Raw genomic sequence first — 22,774 nt, forward strand, 5'->3', positions numbered from 1 at the left:
ACCTCCCAGCTACTGGGAGGTGCCTGTCACCTATACGTAAACTATCATGTATTGTATAATTATCAAGACTAAATCTAGCAAACATAATTAGGTGAAAATAGATGACATATAGAGTGTGGGCGATCAGACTGGTAGTGACTCTAGTTTTGCTTGTTGCTGGCATCGGGGGATTCAACTACTGGATGGATCCGATGTGGATGTATGGCGGGGCGCATGAGTTCAACGATGTCCAGGACACGATCAATGAACGCCAGCAGAAAACAAATCGGATAAAGTTCCAGCCTTTCAGCGTCGATACTCTGTTGATTGGCAGCAGCCGGAGCACCTATATCGACCAGCATGAATTCGAGGGCATGGATGTGTACAATTATTCTGTGGCAAATATGTCGGTGAAAGAATATGAGAGTTATATTGCCTTCGCAAAAGAAAATAGCAAGAAAGAAATCAAGACAGTCATTATCGGTCTGGACTTCTTCAAATCAAGCTTGGCAGAGAGTAAGGCGCCATTATCCATCTATCCTTATGCAAAAACACTGGACGAGCCATTTGTACGCTGGAAAAATATCATTTCATATGATCTTACGAGATACTCTTTCTATAACTTTAAAGCTTCCATAAAAGATGAACCTGTCTTCGTCAGGACCTATGACCGGCAGAATGTCGCCAGCACGATCAGACTCTCAAAAGAGGATGCAGACGAAGAGCTGCAGAAAAAGGTAGAGAAATTCACGACAACCTTCTACGGAGATTATGAATACAACCCGAACTACAAAAAAATCCTGCAAAATATAAAAGACAAGAATCCGGACACAAAATTCATTGTGTTCACTACTCCGATATCGGAGCCGTTATTCCAGGCGCTGATCGATTCAGGTGCCTACCCGCATTATGAAAGATGGCTCAGCGAAGTTACCGCTGTATTCGGCAGCGTCTATAATTTCATGGACATCAACACTGTAACAAAAGATACCTCAAACTACTTCGACGGCCACCACTTCTACCCAGAAGTCGGAACAATGATCGCCCGTCGCATCAGCATGGATAACCCGCCAGACGTCCCATCAGACTTCGGCAAAATAGTGACAGGCACCTCCCAGTAACTGGGAGGTGCCTGTCACTATTAATATTGTCCTATTTTTGAAAAATATATAATATTTTGTCAAAAATTGTTGTATAGTTATTTAGAACCATAACTTTATAACTATTCCGTATAAGGGCAAACTCGTCGAAAGGCGGGGACGCAAAGCTTCGGGTCTAAGGTAGGTCTTTCCTATTATGACAGCCGGGTTGCCGAGAAACTTTACTCCTAGAAATACTCCTTTTATTACCGGTAGCCAAACGGGCAGTCATGTCCTTTTTTATGCGGTAAGGAAGGGGTATTTTTTGTGAGGTTAAAAAGAAGTATTAGTATTTTCTTTGCTGTATTGCTGCTGTTTAGCAGTATAGCAGTCTATCCGGCAAATGCGTTTGCGGAGAAAAAGGCTTATGAGCAGGAGTTTTATTCAAATCCAGACAATCTGCTCAGCTTGCTGCCGGAAACCAATTCATACAAGCCAGCCATGAATCCGGCGCAGGGAATCTCACCTGCTGGAGTTCCGAATGCATCTCCGGAGGTTCCGAACAGCGATGTTTCCCCGAGGAGGCAGCAGGAAGCTCCGCCAGTTGACAATTCAGCTGAAGAACCGCCGGTGAAGATCGAATCTGGCTTCCTTGAACTGAAGGAAGAGAATGTATCCGTACCTCAGGTGCTTCAGCCTTTCGGGATCACCAGGGATTATTCCAGCAACAATGAAGAATCTGGACCATTCGGAAAAGGGTGGACCACAAGTCTTGATTCAAGGCTTCAGATGTATGCTGAATATGCGATGGGTGAGTTCCGCCAGGATGGCAGCACCCAGAATTATGATTTTGAAAAGAAAGATCCGAATGGTTATATCACCGAGTATGACGGTGATAAAATGACCAACTATGAACTCCATAAAGGTGAATACAAACCAGCTGAAAATGGAGATGTGCTTACAAGGAAAGAGAAGGACGAATATACCGTCGTCACGAAGGATAAAACGACTTATACCTATTATGGATATTATGCTCCATGGCGGGAAGAACAAAGCGCTAAAGCAGGTAAAATGATCAAGCGTACCGACCGTTATGGCAATTCTATTAAATACGATTACAATAACTCCGGCCAGCTGACCGCCATGACTGATGATTCAGGCCGCACTGTAAAAATCAACTGGCAGGGCAAGCAAATAAGTGAAATCATCAATCCTGAAAACAAAAAGATTGTTTTTACTTATGATGATGCAAAGCGTTTAAAGAAAGTCGATTATCCAGGCAATAAAACGACGATCTATTCTTATGATAGCGCTGGCAGGATCTCTGGGATCACTAATGGGGAAAATGAGACCACTTCTTTTACATACGACAGCAAGAACCGCGTCGAAATAGTTAAGGGCCCGGATGGAAAATTGATCTGTTCTTATGAATATTCCACTGATGGCTCCAATAAGCTGACTAAGGTTATTAAAGAAAATGCGCTAAATGACAAGTGGACATACGAAATTAAAAATGACAAAGTGGCGAAGGCGACAAATCCGATCGGGGATGTAACCAGCTTTTCTTATAACGACAATGGCAAAATGACAAAAATGGTTTCCAAGACGGGTACCGAGTCCTTTACTTATGATGACAAAGACAGACTGGAAACAAAGACCGATATTTTCGGGACAAAAACAACTTACAAGTATGAAGACCCTTGGAATCTTGTAAAATCCATTTCCGATACCAATGGGAAGTCAGTTTCCTTTAAATATGGCCAAAATGGAAAGCTGGAGAAGAAAACGGAGAATGGAATTGAATCGGCCTATGGTTACGATTCCAAGGGCAAAATGCTCTGGACAAAGGATTCCTCAGGACATCAAATGGACTTTGTCTATGATTCTTTTGGGAATTTACGCGAAGTAAAAAATGCAAAATCAGAAACGACTTATTATAACTTCAATACAATGGGGCAGCTCCAGAACGTGCAGGAGCCGAGCGGACAAAAAGAAATCTATGAATATAATGCTGATGGATATGTTTCCAAAGTCACTTTTGCTGACGGGAAATCCATAGGATACACATATGATAAAGCCGGCCGTCTGAAAACCTTGACGGATAAGCAGGGCCGGGAGACTGTCCATAACTATTATTCAACCGGAAGGCTTAAGGATATCACGAATCCGGCTGGCCAGACCTTCTCATACACTTATGATGATGCAGGAAGGGTGAAAAACGTTACAGGGCCGGGGAACCAGGCATCATCCTATGAATGGGACGAGCTTGGTAGATTGCTAAACTATCAATCTATTCAGGGGACGACCTCCTATGTTTACGGAGAGCATGGTCCGGATAAAGTGGTTTCCCCTGGCGGCACTCTGGAATACAAATATGATCCCAATGGCCAGGTAGAACAGGTGAAGGATCAGCTTGGCCGTACGACAGTTTATACCTACACGGCAGCACAGCAGGTCGAAACCATTAAAGATCCTTCAGGAAGAATCCAGAAATATCAATACGATTCGGCCGGCCGCCTTAAAAAGGAAACCTCTTTTGATGGCCAGACCGTTGAGTATGGATACAACGATTTGGGACTGTTAGAGGAGAAAGTGTATAGCGACAAAACGAAGGAAGCTTACTTTTACGATGCTGCCCGCCAGCTATACAAAAAAACCTTCCGTGATGGAACGGAAGAATGGTATACCTACTATCCAGGCGGGAAGATTGAGACTGTAAAAAATGCCCTTGGTGAAGTGACAAGATACGTCTACGATCGGAATGGACAGGTATCTGAAGTCACGAATCCAGAAGGCGGGAAGACTTCCTATAAATATACGCCAGATGGCCTTCTGGCTTTGAGCGTCAATGCGCTTGAGCAGGAGACCAGCTATGAATACGACGAATTGGGCCGCCTGAAAAAAATCACAGGCCCAGAGGACAGCACACAGACCTATAAGTACGACAGTCTGAACAGGCTGGTAGAGTCAACTGATGTAAAGGGCGGAGTCCACAAATGGGCCTATGATATAGAGGACAATACGACAGTATACGAACGCCCAGATGGAAACAAGCTGAAGTATAAGTACGATCAGAGCGGCCAGCTGATTGAATTTGTCAATGCCATGGGAGAAAAAACAAGCTGGCAATATGACAAAGCAGGTCGTCCGAAAGAAATCGCAGACGCATTAGGGCAGAAAACAACCCTTTTATACAATGAACTCGACCAGATTGTTAAGGAAACAATGCCGGGCAATATCGTCATAGAGTATAAATACAACGAAATGGGTCAGCTGGCTGAAGTTACCGACCCTTTAAAACTTAAAACAACATTAAACTATGATTCTTTCGGGCGTGTGACCACCATGACCGATGTGAAGGGAGAAACCGTCTATTCATATGATGTGATGGGCCGGCTCCTTTCAATGAAAAATCCGCTTGAACACGAGATCAAGTGGGAATACGACAAGCTTGGCAGGGTTGAAAAGGTTTTAGACCCGCTTGGCGGACTGACAGAGTTCCGCTATAACGCGCTTGGACAGCCGGAATACTTGAAAAAGGCAAACGGCGCTGAGCAGCATATGGAGTATGACTTGCTCGGAAGGCTGAAGAGCCAGAGGGACCCGCTTGGAAGGGAAACGGTCTATGCCTATGATGAATTCGGCAATCTTAAGGAAACAACAGATCCTTTGGGCCAGAAAACAAAGATGGAATACAGCCCTGCTGGTGAACTGCTTAAAGTGATCGATCCAGCTGGCCATGAAACTCAGTACCAGTATGACGCGCTTGGACAGCTGACAAAAATCATCAATCCACTGAACCAGGAAACGGCTTATCAATATGATAAGGCTGGCAGGATGACTCAAGTGAAACTGCCGAATAAGGCGGTTACTGCTTACAAATATGATGATCTTGGACGTGCAACAGAAATCATTGATCCCATGGACGGCATTACAACCAGAAAGTATGATGCCGGTGGAAATGTGATCGAGGAAATTGATCCTATGGGCAAGAGTACGACCTTCGCATATGATCCTGCAGGACGTATTCTCTCCCAAAAGGACCGCCGCGGCGAGACAACCAGCTTTGAGTATCACGATAAAGAAGGGTTGATGAAAATCATCGATCCTGCCGGCGGGGTGGTCACTCAAAAATTCGATGCCCTTCAGCAGCTGGTAGAGGAAATGGACCCGCTTGGGCATAAGACGACCTATAAGTACGACGCCCTCAGCAGGTTAACAGAAGTGAAGGATGCACTCGGCCATTCTGAAAAAAGAACGTATGACTCTGTCGGGAATGTTTTAGCTTTTACAAACAAGAAGGGCAGCAGCACAAAGTATGAGTACGACCTAGCGGGTAACATGACAGGAATGGTAAACCCTGCAGGCGGAAGGTTCTCTTACCAATATGATGCGCTGAACCGTTTGACTGCGGAGACCAATCCAGATGGCGGACGAACTGTATATCAATACGACAAGGTTGGCAATCTTCTTCAGGAAAAAGATCCAGAAGGAGGATCCTGGTCTTATCAATATGATGCTCTTGGGCGGAATACGAAAGCAAGCGATCCGCTACAGCGAGTGACCAATTACCAATTTGACGCTGCTGGGAACATCAAGGAAATCACGGATCCTGCTGGCGGTGTAACTTCCTTCGAATATGACTTGCTGTCGAGGGTCATCAACAGGACAAATCCGGAAGGTGAAAGCTGGAAATATAAATACAACAAGGCCGGATATCTTTTAGAGGAGATCGACCCGCTCGGAAACAAAACAAAATATGAATATGATGCAGAAGGCAATCTGTTGAGTGAGACAGACCCGCTGCAGCATCAAACTTCTTATCAGTATGACGAAATTGGGCGTCCTGTAGAACAGACGGATGCAAAAGGCTTTAAAACAAGCTGGACGTATGACAAAGCGGGGAATCTTTTAACTGCGGAGGATGCTGCTGGGGCGGTTACCAAGTTCAAATACGACCCAGTAAACCGTTTGACAGAACAGATCTCGCCGCTTGGCAACAGCAGTAAATTCAGCTATGACCAGGTTGGCAATGTCATCAAAGAAACAAATCCGGCAGGAAGCAGCACAACCTATCAATATAACTCTTTGAATCTATTAACTGGTGTTGTCGACGCGATGGCCGGGACAGCTCAGTATGAATATGATCAAATGGGACAGCTCCTTAAGCAGACGGATCCTAACGGGAACAGCAGGAGCTGGCAGTACGACAAAAATGGACAGGCAGTAAGTGAAACGAATGCCTTGGGTTACCAGAAAGGGTACTCGTATGATGCAGCAGGCCAGGTGAAAAATATGGTCTCTCCTAATGGCATTGCTGCTCAGTTCTCCTATACGCCTCTTGGGCAGGTAAGCGCAATCGATTATGGTGATGAGCTTGTTTCCTACCAGTATGATATGGCGGGAAGAATGACTGCAATGGCTTCACCTGCTTCCGAAGAAAAATATCAATATGATGCGCTCGGAAGGCTTGTCCTGCAGGATAATGTGAAATTGGGCAAACAGCTTGCCTATCAATATGATGCAGTCGGGAATATGCTTGAAGTCACAAATAGCGAGGACCGCACAACCGTTTATACGTATGACGAGCGGAACCAAATGTCTAGTGTCAAAGATCCGGATGATCATCTTACGACATTTGAATACGATGGTCTTGGCAGGGAAATAAACAGGAATCTTGCCAACGGAAACGGTATTTCCAGAAGCTATGATCAAGACGGTAATCTTGCCAGCATCATCAATAAAAATGCAGATGGCATACTCTCTTCTTTTGATTATCAGTATGATAAAAACGGCAACCGAATCCTTCAGACAGAAGAAGACGGAGCCCAGACTAAATACAAGTATGACCAAATGGACAGGCTGATCGAAGTCCTGTATCCAGAAGAGAAAATCCGCTCATTAAAACAGGAACCCGACACACCTAATGACGGAAAAAATGAAGGCAGCAGTGAGGAAAAGAAAACAGGGACATCCAAGGGCCAGAAACAAAAGGCAGCTGCAACATCCTATTCCATTGCGAAGAATGACGGTAATGGGCAGGGGAATGGCAGCGAACCTAGTCCGAAGCCAGATAACGATGCTGCGGATGATGCTGAACCAAATCCTGATGCTGAAGAAAACCAGGACGAAACTGCTTCTGGAAAAGAAGACAGCAAGGATCAACCAGGTCAGGGAAGCGGCAACGGCAACGGAAATGGCAATGGCAATGATGCTGGCGAAGAAGAGTCCGGATCCGATCAGGAAAAGGGCAATGGAGACCAGAAAGATTCGGAAAAAGGAAATGGCAATGACAACGGTAATGGCAAGCCAGAAACCGAAACAGGAAAAGACAAGAGTGGAAATGGAAACAATGGTAATGGTAAAGACAGCAAGGGCAAAGGGAAAAACGAGAAATCACCGCTGGCATGCGGGCCAGATGGAAGCATGGAACTTGACCCTGAGTCCATCCAGAACAACGATCTGCCAGACTATTTAATCGAGCCGCAAAGCAAGGTACAATACACGTACGATGCAGCAGGCAACCGCCTGTCGATGACCAATGATGAAGTTACGGTTCATTATGCATACAATGCCTTGAATCAGCTGACTTCGGACGGCAGCACGAACTATTCGTATGATAAGAATGGAAACATCATCTCAAAAGCAGGCAATGAAGGTGAAGTTAACTATTCATATAACAACACAGACCAGTTAACTTTGGCAGAGTTTGAGGATGAAAGCTATGTCAGCTATTCCTACGATGGTTTGGGCCGGAGAGTTTACCGGGAGGAAATGTCCTGGAAGGATCGTGACGGGATCAAAAAGGGGCAGGGCAAGGAGAAGGGCAATAACGGAAAAGGCGAAGAAAAAAGAAATGAAAACGCCAATAAGCAGAACGGTAAAGGAAACGGAAAAGCCTCCTGCGCTGATGAAGCTGTAAAACCTGGAAAGGGACAGGGACCATTCAATAATCCGGGACAGGGCAAGAAAATCGGACTGTACAAGAAATATGGCGAAAATGGCCAGGACCATGTTTACCATAAGGAAACTACTTATTTATATGAAGGATTATCAAATGTCCTCAATAAAGAGTACAGCGCATCTGGTTCTCCATATGCCGAATATTATAACGGCCCGGATAATCAGATTGTTTCCCGTAAAATGTTCGGCCTGCATGGTTTGTCCAACCCAGCGCATGACCCGGATTTGAAAACAACTGGCGGTCTTCTGTACTATCAGTATGATGGGACAAGAACCGTTTCGGAAGTGACTGACCGCCATGGCGACATCATTGAGCGGTACCGTTACGACGCCTTTGGAGGCATCTTTACAGGAACGACCTCTCCATACAATTATCATGGCTACACAGGCATGAGGTATGATGGGAAGACAGGCCTTGTGGACATGAATGCGCGCTGGTATGCACCGGCTGCAGGAAGGTTCATGACGGAAGACACGTATCCGGGAGAACAGAACCGTACACAGACATTGAACCGATATTCCTATGTCCTGAACAATCCTGTGAACCTATGGGACCCGACAGGACATATGGCCGAAGCGGTTGTCGGCACAAGCATTACAATGCCGGGAGGATTTGCAGATTTACCTGAATGGGTTAGGCCATATCAAACAGGAGAAGTCGTAGATCCGGATAACAAACGCTTTTCTACCATGTGGGTAGCAAAGTACAAAAGTCCAATCTATAACGAAACACCAACAGCCCTGATTTCGACTGAACAGGAAGAGAGATTCTACCGTCAGACATACCAGAAGACAAAGACAACCACATGGTATTATGATTATCAGAGATATGAAGATATGGTAGAACATCGACAGCCGCGAGGGCTGATCTATACCGATTATTTCCAGGAAACCCTCACATACCAGTGGAGCGATGAACTAAGTGCCGAGGAAGTAGCCAATCAAAACCAGGAAGATATCGCCAACTATGGAATCCCGCCCTATGCCAGCATCGTCTCAAGGCAGGTATCCATGCCGCAGCAGTATAATCGGTATGTGCAGAAGCAAATCGAGCAGCACTTTAAATCGATCCAGCCAGCTGCGCCTAAACCGCCAAAAGCAAAATCCGGCAAGGGCAAGGGAACACTATCATTTGGCCTTGATTTCATTCCGTTCGTGGGCACAGCCAAAGCCTTCCAGCAAGCCTTCATCGGCCAGGATCTGGTAACAGGCAAGACCCTTTCCACAGGAGAAAGATGGGCAGAAGGAATAGGCGGAGTGATGTCCTTCATCCCAATCCCAGGCATGAAGCATGTAGGGAAATACGGGGTCGAGGGATTAATTTCTATTTCTGATGACGCATGGGGTGCAGGCAAGCAGCTTGTTGAGCACTCGGATGATTACGTTCCGTTGCTTAAGGAGCCTGCAGCCGGGGACAATATAGGGATTATGTTGAGGCCTCAGGGTACGGGTAATAATAATGTTAAATCTCCTAACCTACAGACAGGTAAAGGATATGATGCAGGTGATGCTCCTGTACGTATTGAAGGTCCATGGACAATTAATGATTTAAAGCAAGGTTTATTGGGGCATTCGCCAAGGGGACTTAATAAACCAGATTTACATCATGGTGGACAAATGCCAGGCGGAGCAAAGCATGAGATAATTCCTTCGCAACATCGAAATAATTCAACGCTTCACCAGAATAAATATAATCAAGGTGTTACTCCTGAAATGCGTCAATCAGATAGGCAGTTGCATTGGTGGTATAGAGCTAGGGAACAAGGTGCCGATGAAATATTACCGGAATGGATCTACGATTAATAATCTTTTTTGGAGTTGAATAGAATGGACTATGTTGAGTTTCTTGAAATTGTTAATGAAACCAGAAATAAAAGACCGATATGGTTTGGACTTGAGTCAGAACCTAAAGGTAATGATAGTCAAATTGAGAAAGTTGAAAAAGCATTATCTCTTTCCCTGCCCGAAGAATATAAACGCTTTGTAAAAGAGTTTGGGGGTGGCTATTTCGCATTCACAAATATATTCTCAGTGAATGATCTTAGTGATTGGTTTATTGTCAACTTAAATGATCAAATTGGACTTGTTAAAACAAATTCCTTTTTAGCTTTTTCCGATATTGAAACTGGTGATTATTATGGGTTTACGCTTGAGAAAGGGGTTTGTGGTTCGAGAGTTATGTTCTATGACCATGAAATTAATAAAGTTGAAGAAACAAAGTATGAAAACTTATATGAATATATTGTAGACGTTGGACTTAATCCTAGGTAAATGTATCTATTTGTTACTTTAGAGCCTCGAAAAGTTTAAAACTTTCGAGGTTCTTTATTTTTAGGGGTGATATGGGTGCAAGTGTAAAACCAATTAGCTCATTTGATAATCGAAGTGCAGGTGCTTATTTAGACCATAAGTTATTAAATTATCTGCATGGAACAAAAGTAAGAGTTATATAACGGAGGGATTAGAGAATGAGTGAGTTTTCTTTTAAGATGAAATTTTTTATTCACAGATTGCATTGTTTCAGTATGGGCTTGATAACCCTTTAATGATTGGAATGAAAATCATGTAAATTAGGGTTTTCGTTGAGAGATCGTTCAGTTTCCCGTGCTTTATATACATTTGAAAAGGTTTCGTCTGTCATGTTCTCCAGTTCTTTTCCTGCTGCTTAGACTCAGACTTACATATCTCTGCATTAATCACTTGGGATTCCTCCAAAGAATACAATATGGTTTATTAGGTGGAGAGCCTATCCCAAGAATACTTGGTAAAATTAATCAAACTAAAAATTTTTTTCTGTAAGGATGTGACAAGGTGAAACTAGATAATAATGTGTTAGAGAGAATAAAAAACATAAATTGGTTTGAAAACTGCGGTATGCAAGTAAACACTCAAATTAACATTCCAATAATTTATGTTAACTCATGGGAGGATGCTAAAGAAACATACCAACTTCCTGATTGGGAAAATACAACTTTAGAAGCAAGGAATGAATTAACAAGTTTTCTACATAGTAAGTTTCGAGCGCAATATTCAATTTGGAATCAATTAGTTAGAGATGCTAAAACGTTTATTGATGTTGAGGTTATACCAAAAATTAATATTATAAAAGAAACAAATAATTTAGATGAAATATTTATTGATAGTGTAAAATGGGATATTTTAAACGCAATTATGGAAGGAACATTCAAAAATTGAATCTTAGAAAGACATTTTTCCTTGATTTACTAACTATTTATGAATCGGGAAATTTTGCTTGCGGTTGGAATGGAAAGTGGCCAGAAGGATCATTATTAGTTTATTAATGGTACCGAATGAAACCATAAGAGAATAATTTTCTCTTTCGAAAATTACTAGGGGGATTAGAATGGGGTTGCAGGAAACAAATGAGATTGATGTAATTAGTTTTAATAAAAATAATGGTGTAGTTACCTTAGGGATAATTGATGCTTTGGATTGGGAAGATTTATTCTGTTTATGAGGTAGCAAGTGGAAATGATTTTGAAATTAAAGTATATTATAAAAATACTCTTCCACAATCAAGTTACAATTTCCTTGAACAAGTATCCGGGATTATAAAAGGAGCTGGATTCGAATTCAGCTATGAAGTTGGTTAATAGTTCTGCGATAAAAGTGACAGGCACCTCCCAGCTTCTGGGAGGTGCCTGTCACTTTGTTTATATCGCAGACTTCGCTTTATCAATCAAAGCATTTTCACGTGCTGCTTTGGCGTTTTCGTATTGTGTCTTGAATTCGTTTGCTTCTGATGAGCTGAAACCTCTTGCTGTCAGGTCACTGACAAGGGAGTCGTAGATATAATTGAAGGTTTTGTCTGTGCTTGCTTCTAGTTCCTTGCCGGCTGATGTGTATTTGCGATAGAAATAGGTGAATGAAATGGATTCGCCGCTTTCCTTTTTCGCGCTGTACTCAGAGAAGGCTGTATTTACAAGCGCGTCGATCTTCGCGTTCGCCTGTGCCTGCAGCTCTTCGAATGATGGACGGTAAGCGGCCTTAATCATTTCTGCTGTTACTTCAGGCTTCTTTTTTTCGACAGTCTTTTCTTCTTCTGCTGCATCCTCATCCGCCTTTTCCTCTTTCCCAGCAGACTCATCCTTTTTCTTGCCTTCCGTTACCTTTGTAGAAGTTTTCTTTGATTCCGTATCCTTTTTGCTTGCATCTGTATTAGAAGCTGAGCTTGTCCCGGCTTCGTTTCCACTGCCTGTATCAGAACTGGCAGCTTCGCTATTGCTATCGTTTACAGTACCAGCCGAAGCAGCCTTGGAACCATCTGCTGCAGTATCTCCGCTGTCTCCGTCACTGTTTTCGGCTCCGTCTCCTTCACCTTCCTCTGTACCTTCAACCAAACTATCCAAATCAGGCAAAGCTACCTTGTATTCCGTCTTGGTGATTTCCTCTACCTTTTCATCGGCAACATCGTATTCCTTCACATTCAGAAAATAATATAGTACACCTGCTGTACCCGCCAGCAGGATCAGGACCGTGGCAATAGCGATTTTAAACGACTTCTTCATTCTGGGTGTTCTCTCCTTTTATTTGACAAATTCCTTAAAAACATTTAAATATTACCATAATATTGTCGGTAAAAGGAACGCTTTCTAGAAAAAGGTTATCGGAAAAATCTTCAAATTAGCAAATTCCGTTGAATATGGTAAAAAAAACTAGTATGATAGTCTCATATTAAATAGACTCTACACAGAGAAAACGAAGTTAGAGCCAATAAGCAAAACGGGGGAAAAAAGATTGAAAAAGTATCCATTCAGCAACAAGGCAATCAAAGCGATTATCGCAGCATCGATCGCACTATCACCACTGGCATCCACTGGAACAATACTGCAGCAAACGACAGTATCTGCTGCCGAAGTAACAACTGTTGATACAGCGGTCCAGCGCGTGACTCTTATTTATAGCAATCTTGGTGAGCAGGAGCTATTCAAGACAGTGGCTGAATCACTTAAGAACGATTTCACCTTCACATCAGAAGATTGGACATATGTCCTGACACAGCCAGTCAGAACCCAGATGCAGGCAAGCATGGATGCTGCCGGTGCTGATGTTGTGGCTGAACAAGTTGTAAAAGAAATCGCTGCATTCGTCTATGACTCTAACGCCACAAATCTTGCGACTAACTACGCGGCATTCAAAGCATCAGCCAGCGGACAAGCAATTACTAAGGTTATGGGAGCCGGAAAGATTGACTTGATGCTTCAATTATTAGTAGATACAGAAAAGCTGCTATGGAGCGAAAAGTACGAAGATAAACTTCTAACCGCTCTGGAAAACGGCACTTTGGAAACTGTAATTGATGAGATCAGGGCTGAGGTCATCGCCTCCAACCCGGCTTACGAGCAACTGAACAAAGACCTTGCTGCCAAAATGGGCACAAACTTTGAAGGTCTCCTTCAAATAAAGAACCGTATTAATGAAAAGTTGGTTGCAAAGGGCATTATCACGTCAACTGACCTTGAAACATTAAAGGATGCTTTCCTGATTGCGGCGCTAAAGGCTGGCAACCCTAACGATGGCGGATCGACCCCTCCTCCTGGCGGTGGCGGCGGCGGAACATTGCCACCAACTAACCCGGATCCGAATGTAATCTCGCTTCCTAAGGATGCTGCGGAGGTAGTACGCGAGAAGAATCCATCCGGTATGGTAGAAGTAGTAACAAAGATTGTTCCTGAAAAGGTTGCAGACATCGTGGCCCTGATCACTGGCGAAAAGAACACGGTAGAGGTAGTCCTTGAAGCAGCAGCACCGGGCGAAAAGGCAAAGGCAGAAGTTCCAGCTGCATTGTTCACAGAAGCAGCTAAGAAAAACCCAAATGCAGTAATTGAAATCTCAACTGCAGAAGCTTCTTATAAATTGCCTGCTTCTGAGATCAAGATTGCTGACCTGGCTGCAAAGCTTGGCACAACAGCAGATAATGTCAAAATCAATATCTCAGTGAATGTCGTAAACAAAACGGTCAAAGGCTTAACCCTTGCTTCCGATGTCATCGACTTTACAATCGAAGCTGTTGCAGGAACAAGGAAAGAATACATCTCTACATTCTCTTCATATGTAGAGCGTGAAATCATGGGCGACACAGACTTCAATAAAGGCAAATCTGTCGCGGTAAGATTGAATGCAGATGGAACATTCTCTGCGATCCCAACTCTTTTCGATGGCAAAACAGCAACAATCAAGTCACTGACAAACTCTGAATACACAATCGTTGAAAACAGCAAAACATTCACAGATGTGAAGAGCGGCTGGGCGAAGGAATATATCGACACACTTGCTTCCAAGTACATCGTGTATGGAAAAGCAACTGGTGAATACGAGCCAGGCAAGCACATGACTCGTGCTGAATTCGCAGTCCTGCTGGTCCGGGCCCTGGGCCTTCCAACAGCTAAGTACGATGGAAGTTTCAAGGATGTTAAAGGAATCGAATGGTTCGCTAAAAATGGCGAACTGACTGCAGCGGTTAAGTACGGTGTGATCAAAGGGAAGGGCGATGGCACATTCGCTCCGAACGAGAAAATCACTCGTGCCCAGGCAGCGGCAATGATTGAGCGCGCGATGAAGATTTCCTTCGTGAAATATGATTTCAGCCAGCTGGATAAAACGAAGACACTGAACGACTTCAAGGATGCCAAGCAGGTTGGCTCATGGGCGAAGTCAGGTGTCGAAGCGGTTTATCAGGCAGGAATCGTCAAAGGTAAAGGGGACGGTACATTCAATCCGAATGGCTACACGCAGCGGAATGAAATGGCAGCCATCCTTGCTAACTTCCTGGTAACGGCGAAACTATTAGACGACACGTTCAAATAAAAAAGTGACAGGCACCTTCCAGCTTACTGGAAGGTGCCTGTCACTTTTTATTTACTTATTAAATAGTCCGTTACATATTTACTCCAAATTTCATGGCCTTGTTCGTTTGGCTGGCTGTAATCAGGTGTGATGTATTCTTTTATTTCTTCTGTTTTGGTATTTGGCCACGCTTCCCAGTGGTCGAGGTAAGGGATCTCATTTTCCTCTGCGTAGTTTTTCAGGGCCTCTACTTGTTTTGGATAATATACCGCATTATAGATTGGGTGTGGAGGCATTAGCATAAACACGGTGTCAGGCTTCGCTTCTAATGTTCCATCGATCACCTGTTGGATATTGTCCAATGAATTCTCAATAGTAACTTCACCGTTATCCATCAAGGTGAATGGCTCGAATAATACCATGTCTGCCAGTGATCCCGAAACCTGAGCTGTTCCTTCCTCATCAATAAATTCAAGTGAAGTCAAATTGAAGGTCTGGATGTCAACTTCCATATGTTCTCCACCATAAGCAGCAATCAATTGCTCCTTAGTTGAAGAAGCCCAGCCTGATTGTTCATCGCCAAGGGCTGCAGAACCTACTAATAATATTTTATAAGTCCGGTTTTCATCCAATGCCTTTTTAAAGTTCTCCGCAGCTTGTTCAGGCCAATTGCGGGTTAAATCTAGTAAAGCATCAGCAGGGCTGGAAGTTACTTCTGCCTCTTTTGTCACCACAACAGCAGGACTAACATCGTTATTTCCTGATACAGTAGTCTTCTTAGTCCAATGCATATTTCCCCATAATAGTACACCCATACACACAACCGCGAGCAGAGTGGTGAAAAAAGCTTTCATATATATAGTCCTCCAAAACTAGTTATCTTCCTCATCTATTGTAGGATTAAACTATTAATTATTTCCAGTTACAAAATATACCTTTCCATTGTATATATAACCCTGTTAAACTATTTTAAGGAAGTAAAGTTACACCTTTATTAAAATTATGACAATATACAACAAATTATACTATAAAATATGGTATTATTATTAGGGAATTTTTATAAAAATTGGAGGATTGTAATGGAAGAGACAATAAGTTTGAAAGAATTGCTGCAAACGTTGAAAAAGCGGTTGAGTTTAATAGCAGTAATCACTCTTTTGGCTGTGACCGTGAGCGGCATCATTAGCTTCTTTTTATTAACGCCTATCTATCAGGCATCTACACAATTGCTTGTCAATCAATCGAAGAATGATCAATCCATGTATAGTGTTGGTGAAGTACAGACCAACCTGCAATTAATCAATACTTATAATGTCATCATCAAAAGCCCGGCCATCCTTGATTTAGTTATCGATGAATTAAACCTGGACATGACAACAGCTGAACTGAATGGAAAGATTTCTGTTCAAAGTGAGCAGAACTCCCAGGTAGTGAATATTGCAGTACAAGATGCTGATGCAAACCAGGCTGCGGACATTGCCAATAAAATTGCAGAAGTTTTCACACGAGAAATTACTAACATCATGAAAGTCGACAATGTCAGCATCCTTGCCAAAGCGGTGGTTGTGGACAATCAGTCGCCAATCAAACCACAACCGCTGCTTAATATCGCGATCGCGATGGTAGTAGGATTAATGGCTGGCGTCGGTCTTGCCTTCTTACTGGAGTACTTGGACAATACAATCAAAAATGAGCAGGATGTTGAAAAGACACTCGGTTTACCACTCCTTGGTGTAATCGCCCAAATTGACGATTCGCATCTTCAAAATAAAGTGAGCGGCCGAAATGAGCGAAAAGCTAGAGTAAGAGGTGAATCTGTTGGTTCTTAGAAAAGAAAACAAAAAGATGGTAATGGATAATCGCCGTAAGCTTGTCTCTGCCCTGGATCCAAAATCCCCAATCACTGAACAGTACAGGACAATCAGGACAAATATCCAGTTTGCCTCCATTGATAAAGAATTAAATACGATCATGGTAACATCTGCAGGACCAGGGGACGGAAAGTCAACGACTGCAGCAAATCTGGCAGTTACTTTCGCACAACAGGGGAAAAGCGTTCTTTTAGTGGATGCCGACTTAAGGAAGCCGACTGCTCACTATACATTTAACCTTACTAACACTGTGGGTTTAACGAGCGTGTTGACGAAGCAGATTACATTGGATGAAGCATTTGTGGAGTCCAGTATCTCTGATCTTTCCATCCTGCCAAGCGGACCGATTCCTCCTAACCCAGCTGAGCTATTAAGCTCTGTTTCGATGGATACCTTCTTGAAACAAGCAATGGAACAGTTTGATCATGTCATTTTCGATACCCCGCCGGTATTGGCAGTAACGGATGCGCAGATCCTTGCGAATAAATGCGATGGAGTCATACTGGTGGTATCCAGCGGCAAGACAGAAGTCGAAGAGGCTACGAAAGCGAAAGAGATGCTCATTGCATCACAAGGGAAGTTGTTAGGAGCTGTACTGAACAATAAGAAGCTGACCGATTCAGACTATTATTATTACTACGGAAAAAAATAACTAGTTTCGACATATCCTGACAAATTACACCCTTTACCGTATATTTTGTCGGTGGTAATATGATAAAAGACTCAACAAAATACCATTATATTGGAAGGGAGTGTTAGTGATGATAGATATACATTGTCATATATTACCGGGAATTGATGATGGAGCGAGAACCCTGGAGGACTCTGTAGCACTGGCAAAAGCGGCAGTCCAAGAAGGAATTGATATAATCATTGCGACACCCCACCATAAAAATGGCCGATATGATAACCCTAAAGAGACGATTAAGGAAAAAACGGAGATATTAAACCTTCTGTTACAGGAAGAAGGGATTCCGTTGGAAATATTGCCTGGACAGGAGCCGGCAATCCATGGGGAAATCATCGAAGGATTGGATAATGGGGAAATCCAGACGCTTAATGGGACACAATATCTCTTCATAGAATTGCCATCAGGCCATGTGCCGAGATATACAGAAAAGCTGTTATTTGATATCCAGCTTAAAGGATTGATTCCGATCATCGTCCATCCTGAACGCAATCAGGAAATTGTCGAGAAGCCGGATTTGTTATATCAATTCATTAAAAAAGGATCTCTTGCTCAATTGACAGCTTCCAGCATCAGCGGGAAGTTCGGCAAGAAGGTAAAGAGTTTTTCAGAACAATTAATCGAAGCAAACCTCGTTCATTTTATTGCTTCAGACGCACACAATCTCACAAACCGTGCTTTTCATATGGTGAGTGCGTTTGACCATATAGAATCCCGCTATGGAATGGATATGGTTTACCTATTAAAGGAGAACGCTGAATTAATCGTTGAAGGACAGAATGTATATAGAGAAGTCCCGCAACATGTCAAAAAGAAAAAATTCCTGGGGATATTCTAAGATTACTCATATGATTTAGATAACCAGAATTAAAATACATCAATGTCAGTTCTACTGACCGGCGATGCCTCCTGCCCGTTACCCATGGAGGCACTCGACCATGCTGTGGGATTGACAAGTTCTCTCCTTAGACACTTCGGTTGTCAGTAGTGTGGTGTGAGGGTGGGTTAGATGCCCGATTTTTACCAATATAAAAATAAATAGATATCTAATGAAAGAACATGTAATGACATGTGTGTTTTCATTAGATATTTATTTTTTGCCGTTGATGCTTTAGTTACCAAAAGCGATATTTAGTTTAGCGAAAATTTACGTATGGGGGAATATTCGTGAAGAAAGTTAGAAAAGCCATTATCCCTGCTGCAGGACTTGGAACAAGATTTTTACCAGCAACTAAGGCAATGCCTAAAGAAATGCTGCCAATTGTAGATAAGCCAACGATTCAATACATAGTTGAAGAGGCGATTGAGTCAGGGATTGAAGATATTATTATCGTTACAGGAAAAGGAAAGCGTGCGATTGAGGATCACTTTGATTTTGCTCAAGAACTGGAACAAAATTTAATGGAAAAAGGAAAAGTAGAATTACTGGACAAAGTCCGCTACTCTACAAATCTTGCTGATATCCATTATATTCGTCAAAAAGAACCTAAGGGACTTGGTCATGCAGTATGGTGTGCGCGTAACTTCATTGGGGACGAGCCGTTTGCAGTGTTGCTCGGTGACGATATCGTTCAAAGTGAAACTCCGTGCTTAAAGCAGTTGATTAATCAATTTGAAGAAACTCTATCATCCGTGATAGGTGTTCAAACGGTTGCAGATAATGAAACTCATCGTTATGGAATCATTGATCCTCTAACACAGGAAAATCGCCGCTACCAAGTTGACAATTTCGTGGAAAAACCAGCACCAGGAACTGCACCATCTAATCTTGCTATTATGGGCCGTTATGTTCTTACTCCTGAGATTTTTATGTTCCTGGATAAGCAAGAAAAAGGAGCAGGAGGAGAAATCCAGCTTACAGATGCAATTCAGCAGTTGAATCAAATCCAAAGAGTATTTGCATATGACTTTGAAGGTAAACGGTATGATGTTGGTGAAAAAATTGGGTTTATTAAAACAACTATCGAATTTGCTTTACAGCATGAAGATCTTCAAGAAGATGTTTTAGACTACATGAAAGAATTGATTTCCATTCATGAAAAAGATCTTATAAAGCTATAAAGTGAAAGAAGGGCTAGAAGTGTCAAATTATGCGCAGAAAGAATATTTGCTTGTTGAAAACAGCGATATTGTAAAAAATACTTCATCAAGTTATCTATTTGCAAAAAGAATAGTTGATTTCGTTGGGTCAATTTTAGGTTTACTAATACTGAGCATTGTTTTTATAGCAGTTGCGATACTGATAAAAATTGAAGACCCAAAAGGACCGATTTTCTTTACCCAAAAAAGAATTGGACTGAACGGTAAAGAATTCCAAATGTATAAATTTCGATCTATGGTTTCTGATGCTGAAGAAAAATTAAAAGAGTTATTAAAATATAACGAAGTCTCAGGTGCCATGTTTAAAATGAAAGATGATCCTAGGATTACAAAGGTAGGCAAGTTTATTAGAAAGACAAGTATTGATGAACTTCCACAACTTTTTAATGTGATTAAGGGTGAGATGAGTTTGGTTGGTCCTAGACCACCACTTCCTCGAGAGGTAGAATTGTATTCAAACTATGACAAACAACGATTGTTGGTCACACCTGGGTGTACTGGGTTATGGCAGGTTAGTGGACGCAATAGCCTTGGTTTTGATGAAATGGTCAAACTAGACCTTAAGTATATCGAAAAAAGAACGCTTCTTTTTGATTTGAAAATCATAATAAAGACAGTTCTAGTTTTGTTCGGATCTAAAGATGCATATTAGAAATGAGGTATAATACGGATGATGAATAAAGATTCCAAAATTTATGTTGCTGGTCATCGAGGACTCGTAGGATCGGCAATCGTAAGAAGGTTAGAAGAAAAAGGTTATACAAATCTTGTGTATAAGACAAGCAAAGATTTAGATCTACGTGACAAAAATGCTGTTGACAGCTTTTTTGCAGAAGAAAAGCCAGAGTTTGTTTTTCTCGCTGCTGCGAAAGTTGGAGGTATTATCGCTAATAATGTATATCCTGCTGATTTTATTCGAGACAACCTTCTTATTCAAACAAATATTATTGATGCTGCCTATCGAAATAACGTAACGAAACTCTTATTTCTAGGAAGTACATGTATATATCCGAAAATGGCTCCACAGCCTTTAAAAGAAGAGTATCTTCTCACAGGAGAGCTTGAGCCAACTAATGAGCCATATGCCATTGCAAAAATTGCTGGAATCAAAATGTGTGAATCATATAACCGCCAATATGGTACACAATATATCTCAGTAATGCCAACAAATTTATATGGAGAAAATGATAACTTTGATTTACACACGTCTCATGTTTTGCCTGCATTAATTAGAAAGTTTCATGAAGCAAAAGAAAATAACAAACCGTTTGTGGAGGTTTGGGGTACGGGAACACCTAAACGCGAGTTTTTATATTCAGATGATCTAGCAGATGCCTGCGTATATCTTATGACCACATACTCAGGGAATGAAATTGTAAATATTGGTGTTGGAGAAGATATTGCTATTAAAGAATTAGCTGAGAAAGTAAAAGCAACTGTTGGATATACTGGAGAAATCCAGTTTGATACATCGAAGCCAGACGGCACACCAAGGAAATTAGTAGATGTCACAAGACTTAATTCTTTAGGATGGAAGGCTAACACTTCATTAGATGAAGGATTAAAGAAAGCCTATCAATGGTTTTTAGACAATCAATTAACAAAAGTGAAATAACATAATTCGGAGGCTTATAATGAAAAAAGCATTGATTACTGGAGTCACAGGACAAGATGGGTCATATTTGGCCGAATTCTTATTAGAAAAAGGTTACGAGGTTCATGGAATCATTCGTCGTAGCTCCTCATATAACCAAGAACGATTAGAAGACCTTCTGACAGAAGATGAGGCTAACGCTTTATTAAATAACTCCAACTTCCACCTTCACTATGGTGATGTAACAGATGCATTGAATATAACGAAGATAATTGGTGAAGTTCAACCTGATGAAATCTATAACCTTGCCGCTCAATCTCATGTTCGTGTATCTTTTGATATGCCAGGTTATACATTAGATGTAGACGCAAAGGGTACATTAAATATTCTTGAAGCTGTTAGAATTTTAGGTTTGACAGAGAAAACTAGAGTTTACCAAGCTTCAACATCAGAACTTTTTGGGAAAGTACAAGAAGTACCTCAAAAGGAAACAACACCTTTTTACCCACGTAGTCCATATGGAGTAGCAAAAATTTATGGATTCTGGATTACTAAGAATTACCGAGAATCCTATAATATGTTTGCGGTTAACGGAATCCTATTCAACCATGAATCAGAACGACGTGGTGAAACATTCGTAACCCGTAAGATTACTCTTGCTGCGGCACGTATTGCACAAGGTAAACAGAAAAAACTGTCTTTAGGTAACTTGGAATCCTTACGTGACTGGGGCTATGCAAAAGACTATGTAGAATGTATGTGGTTAATTCTTCAGCACGATAAACCAGAAGATTTCGTAATCGCAACTGGAGAAATGCATACTGTACGTGAATTTGTCGAGCTTGCATTTAAGCATGTTGGTATTGAAATTGAGTGGACAGGTTCAGGTGTTGAAGAACAAGGTGTTAACAAAGCAACGGGCGAAGTGATTGTTGATGTCGATCCTAAATTCTTCAGGCCTGCTGAAGTTGAACAGCTTTTAGGAGATCCTAATAAAGCTAAAACCCTTTTAGGATGGAATCCCACAAAAACCTCTTTTAGTGAATTAGTCCACAAAATGGTCCGTTTTGATATGGAAAAAGTTAAAACAGAAACTAGGATTAAAAGGATGTTTGACTAAAATAAAATGTATTGAGTGGAAGATAGTATGCTAAAGAAATTAAGAGTAGATATAGATCGAATGTATAGTGGAAAGTTTAGCCGTCTAAGTATATTTAAAATGGTTTTTACACATTCAAACCTACAGTGTTTAATATTATTTAGGATACAAGAGTCGTTATTTCAAAAAAAGATTCCTTTGCTTCCAAGTATAATAAAATTTTTAAATCAGCTTTTGACAGGTGCTGAAATAGGACTCCCAGTAAGTATAGGTAAAGGCTTAGTGATTCGTCATTCCAATGGTATAGTTTTAGGAAATGGAGTTAAAATAGGAGAAGATTGCACATTATTGCACCAAATTACTCTAGGTGAGAAGTACGGTGATGGTAAAGATAGTAAACATCTATATCCTAATATTGGAGACCGTGTAGTCATAAGTTGTGGGGCTAAAATATTGGGTGGCATTAAAGTTGGTAATGATGTAACAATTGGGGCTAATGCAGTGGTTTTAAAAGACGTAAAAGCTAATTGTATAGCTGTAGGAATACCAGCAAAAATATTAGATAAGAAGGACTAGGTCTCTAGTCCTTTTTTG

17 protein-coding genes and 1 riboswitch are annotated in these 22,774 nt (G+C 41.7%); of the genes, 15 read left to right on the top strand and 2 right to left on the bottom strand.

Annotated features, from left to right (window positions below):
* Positions 1 to 101: 101 nt before the first annotated feature.
* The 6 genes from J7E35_RS11040 to J7E35_RS23695 all read left to right on the top strand — a co-directional run bounded on the left by J7E35_RS11040 (position 102) and on the right by J7E35_RS23695 (position 11,635).
* Positions 102 to 1,100, top strand: a complete 999-nt coding sequence (locus J7E35_RS11040; RefSeq protein WP_214779680.1) for a hypothetical protein — start codon at positions 102 to 104, stop codon at positions 1,098 to 1,100.
* 105 nt (positions 1,101 to 1,205) lie between these two features.
* Positions 1,206 to 1,295: riboswitch (cyclic di-GMP riboswitch) on the top strand.
* Between the two features lie 90 nt (positions 1,296 to 1,385).
* On the top strand, positions 1,386 to 9,824 hold the full coding sequence (locus J7E35_RS11045; protein WP_214779682.1) for an RHS repeat-associated core domain-containing protein: 8,439 nt from the start codon (positions 1,386 to 1,388) through the stop codon (positions 9,822 to 9,824).
* 24 nt (positions 9,825 to 9,848) lie between these two features.
* The gene (locus tag J7E35_RS11050) at positions 9,849 to 10,292 is read left to right on the top strand and encodes an SMI1/KNR4 family protein (RefSeq protein ID WP_214779684.1); all 444 of its coding nucleotides are present in this window, start codon (positions 9,849 to 9,851) and stop codon (positions 10,290 to 10,292) included.
* Between the two features lie 540 nt (positions 10,293 to 10,832).
* Positions 10,833 to 11,216, top strand: coding sequence for a hypothetical protein (locus tag J7E35_RS11055; RefSeq protein WP_214779686.1), 384 nt, complete (start codon positions 10,833 to 10,835; stop codon positions 11,214 to 11,216).
* A gap of 169 nt (positions 11,217 to 11,385) precedes the next feature.
* Entirely contained in the window at positions 11,386 to 11,499 is a 114-nt protein-coding gene (locus J7E35_RS23855; protein WP_483297655.1) for a DUF6572 domain-containing protein, read from the top strand.
* Positions 11,465 to 11,635, top strand: a complete 171-nt coding sequence (locus J7E35_RS23695; RefSeq protein ID WP_483297658.1) for a DUF6572 domain-containing protein — start codon at positions 11,465 to 11,467, stop codon at positions 11,633 to 11,635. The genes J7E35_RS23855 and J7E35_RS23695 overlap by 35 nt, the downstream gene beginning before the upstream one ends.
* 60 nt (positions 11,636 to 11,695) lie before the next feature.
* Here the strand turns inward: J7E35_RS23695 and J7E35_RS11060 are convergent, their stop codons facing one another.
* Complete coding sequence (locus tag J7E35_RS11060; RefSeq protein WP_214779688.1) at positions 11,696 to 12,550, bottom strand: hypothetical protein; 855 nt, start codon at positions 12,548 to 12,550, stop codon at positions 11,696 to 11,698.
* 229 nt (positions 12,551 to 12,779) lie between these two features.
* Between J7E35_RS11060 and J7E35_RS11065 the strand changes: the two genes are divergently transcribed.
* The gene (locus tag J7E35_RS11065; protein WP_214779690.1) at positions 12,780 to 14,849 is read left to right on the top strand and encodes an S-layer homology domain-containing protein; all 2,070 of its coding nucleotides are present in this window, start codon (positions 12,780 to 12,782) and stop codon (positions 14,847 to 14,849) included.
* A 47-nt stretch (positions 14,850 to 14,896) separates the two neighbouring features.
* On the opposite strand, the gene J7E35_RS11070 is transcribed toward J7E35_RS11065, so the two are convergent.
* Positions 14,897 to 15,682, bottom strand: a complete 786-nt coding sequence (locus J7E35_RS11070) for an SGNH/GDSL hydrolase family protein (RefSeq protein ID WP_214779692.1) — start codon at positions 15,680 to 15,682, stop codon at positions 14,897 to 14,899.
* 225 nt (positions 15,683 to 15,907) lie between these two features.
* On the opposite strand from J7E35_RS11070, the gene J7E35_RS11075 reads away from it, so the two are divergent.
* The 8 genes from J7E35_RS11075 to epsC all read left to right on the top strand — a co-directional run bounded on the left by J7E35_RS11075 (position 15,908) and on the right by epsC (position 22,756).
* Positions 15,908 to 16,657: a YveK family protein gene (locus J7E35_RS11075; protein WP_214779694.1), complete on the top strand. Its 750-nt coding sequence runs from the start codon at positions 15,908 to 15,910 to the stop codon at positions 16,655 to 16,657.
* A gap of 22 nt (positions 16,658 to 16,679) precedes the next feature.
* Complete coding sequence (locus tag J7E35_RS11080) at positions 16,680 to 17,351, top strand: CpsD/CapB family tyrosine-protein kinase (RefSeq protein ID WP_214780067.1); 672 nt, start codon at positions 16,680 to 16,682, stop codon at positions 17,349 to 17,351.
* Positions 17,352 to 17,460: 109 nt separating this feature from the next.
* Positions 17,461 to 18,225 carry a tyrosine-protein phosphatase gene (locus J7E35_RS11085; protein WP_214779696.1) on the top strand — a complete coding sequence of 255 codons (765 nt, stop codon included), beginning with the start codon at positions 17,461 to 17,463 and terminating at the stop codon, positions 18,223 to 18,225.
* A 329-nt stretch (positions 18,226 to 18,554) separates the two neighbouring features.
* On the top strand, positions 18,555 to 19,448 hold the full coding sequence (gene galU, locus J7E35_RS11090) for a UTP--glucose-1-phosphate uridylyltransferase GalU (RefSeq protein ID WP_214779698.1): 894 nt from the start codon (positions 18,555 to 18,557) through the stop codon (positions 19,446 to 19,448).
* Between the two features lie 46 nt (positions 19,449 to 19,494).
* Entirely contained in the window at positions 19,495 to 20,139 is a 645-nt protein-coding gene (locus J7E35_RS11095) for a sugar transferase (protein WP_285290784.1), read from the top strand.
* Between the two features lie 21 nt (positions 20,140 to 20,160).
* Positions 20,161 to 21,102 carry a GDP-L-fucose synthase gene (fcl, locus tag J7E35_RS11100; RefSeq protein WP_214780069.1) on the top strand — a complete coding sequence of 314 codons (942 nt, stop codon included), beginning with the start codon at positions 20,161 to 20,163 and terminating at the stop codon, positions 21,100 to 21,102.
* Positions 21,103 to 21,121: 19 nt separating this feature from the next.
* Entirely contained in the window at positions 21,122 to 22,201 is a 1,080-nt protein-coding gene (gene gmd / locus J7E35_RS11105; RefSeq protein WP_214779702.1) for a GDP-mannose 4,6-dehydratase, read from the top strand.
* Positions 22,202 to 22,228: 27 nt separating this feature from the next.
* Positions 22,229 to 22,756, top strand: coding sequence for a serine O-acetyltransferase EpsC (gene epsC / locus J7E35_RS11110; RefSeq protein ID WP_251040893.1), 528 nt, complete (start codon positions 22,229 to 22,231; stop codon positions 22,754 to 22,756).
* The last annotated feature ends 18 nt before the right edge of the window (positions 22,757 to 22,774 follow it).

Source organism: Bacillus sp. ISL-45, from assembly GCF_018613195.1.
Lineage (GTDB): Bacteria > Bacillota > Bacilli > Bacillales > Cytobacillaceae > Mesobacillus.

What these genes read in the sequence shown, in the direction of transcription:
- J7E35_RS23695 (WP_483297658.1), top strand. Translation starts at nt 11,465, where the DNA reads ATGCTTTGGATTGGGAAGATTTATTCTGTTTATGAGGTAGCAAGTGGA.
- J7E35_RS11080 (WP_214780067.1), top strand. Translation starts at nt 16,680, where the DNA reads ATGGATAATCGCCGTAAGCTTGTCTCTGCCCTGGATCCAAAATCCCCA.
- J7E35_RS11070 (WP_214779692.1), bottom strand. Translation starts at nt 15,682, where the DNA reads ATGAAAGCTTTTTTCACCACTCTGCTCGCGGTTGTGTGTATGGGTGTA.
- fcl (WP_214780069.1), top strand. Translation starts at nt 20,161, where the DNA reads ATGAATAAAGATTCCAAAATTTATGTTGCTGGTCATCGAGGACTCGTA.
- epsC (WP_251040893.1), top strand. Translation starts at nt 22,229, where the DNA reads ATGCTAAAGAAATTAAGAGTAGATATAGATCGAATGTATAGTGGAAAG.
- J7E35_RS23855 (WP_483297655.1), top strand. Translation starts at nt 11,386, where the DNA reads ATGGGGTTGCAGGAAACAAATGAGATTGATGTAATTAGTTTTAATAAA.
- J7E35_RS11050 (WP_214779684.1), top strand. Translation starts at nt 9,849, where the DNA reads ATGGACTATGTTGAGTTTCTTGAAATTGTTAATGAAACCAGAAATAAA.
- gmd (WP_214779702.1), top strand. Translation starts at nt 21,122, where the DNA reads ATGAAAAAAGCATTGATTACTGGAGTCACAGGACAAGATGGGTCATAT.
- J7E35_RS11040 (WP_214779680.1), top strand. Translation starts at nt 102, where the DNA reads ATGACATATAGAGTGTGGGCGATCAGACTGGTAGTGACTCTAGTTTTG.
- J7E35_RS11075 (WP_214779694.1), top strand. Translation starts at nt 15,908, where the DNA reads ATGGAAGAGACAATAAGTTTGAAAGAATTGCTGCAAACGTTGAAAAAG.
- J7E35_RS11085 (WP_214779696.1), top strand. Translation starts at nt 17,461, where the DNA reads ATGATAGATATACATTGTCATATATTACCGGGAATTGATGATGGAGCG.
- J7E35_RS11060 (WP_214779688.1), bottom strand. Translation starts at nt 12,550, where the DNA reads ATGAAGAAGTCGTTTAAAATCGCTATTGCCACGGTCCTGATCCTGCTG.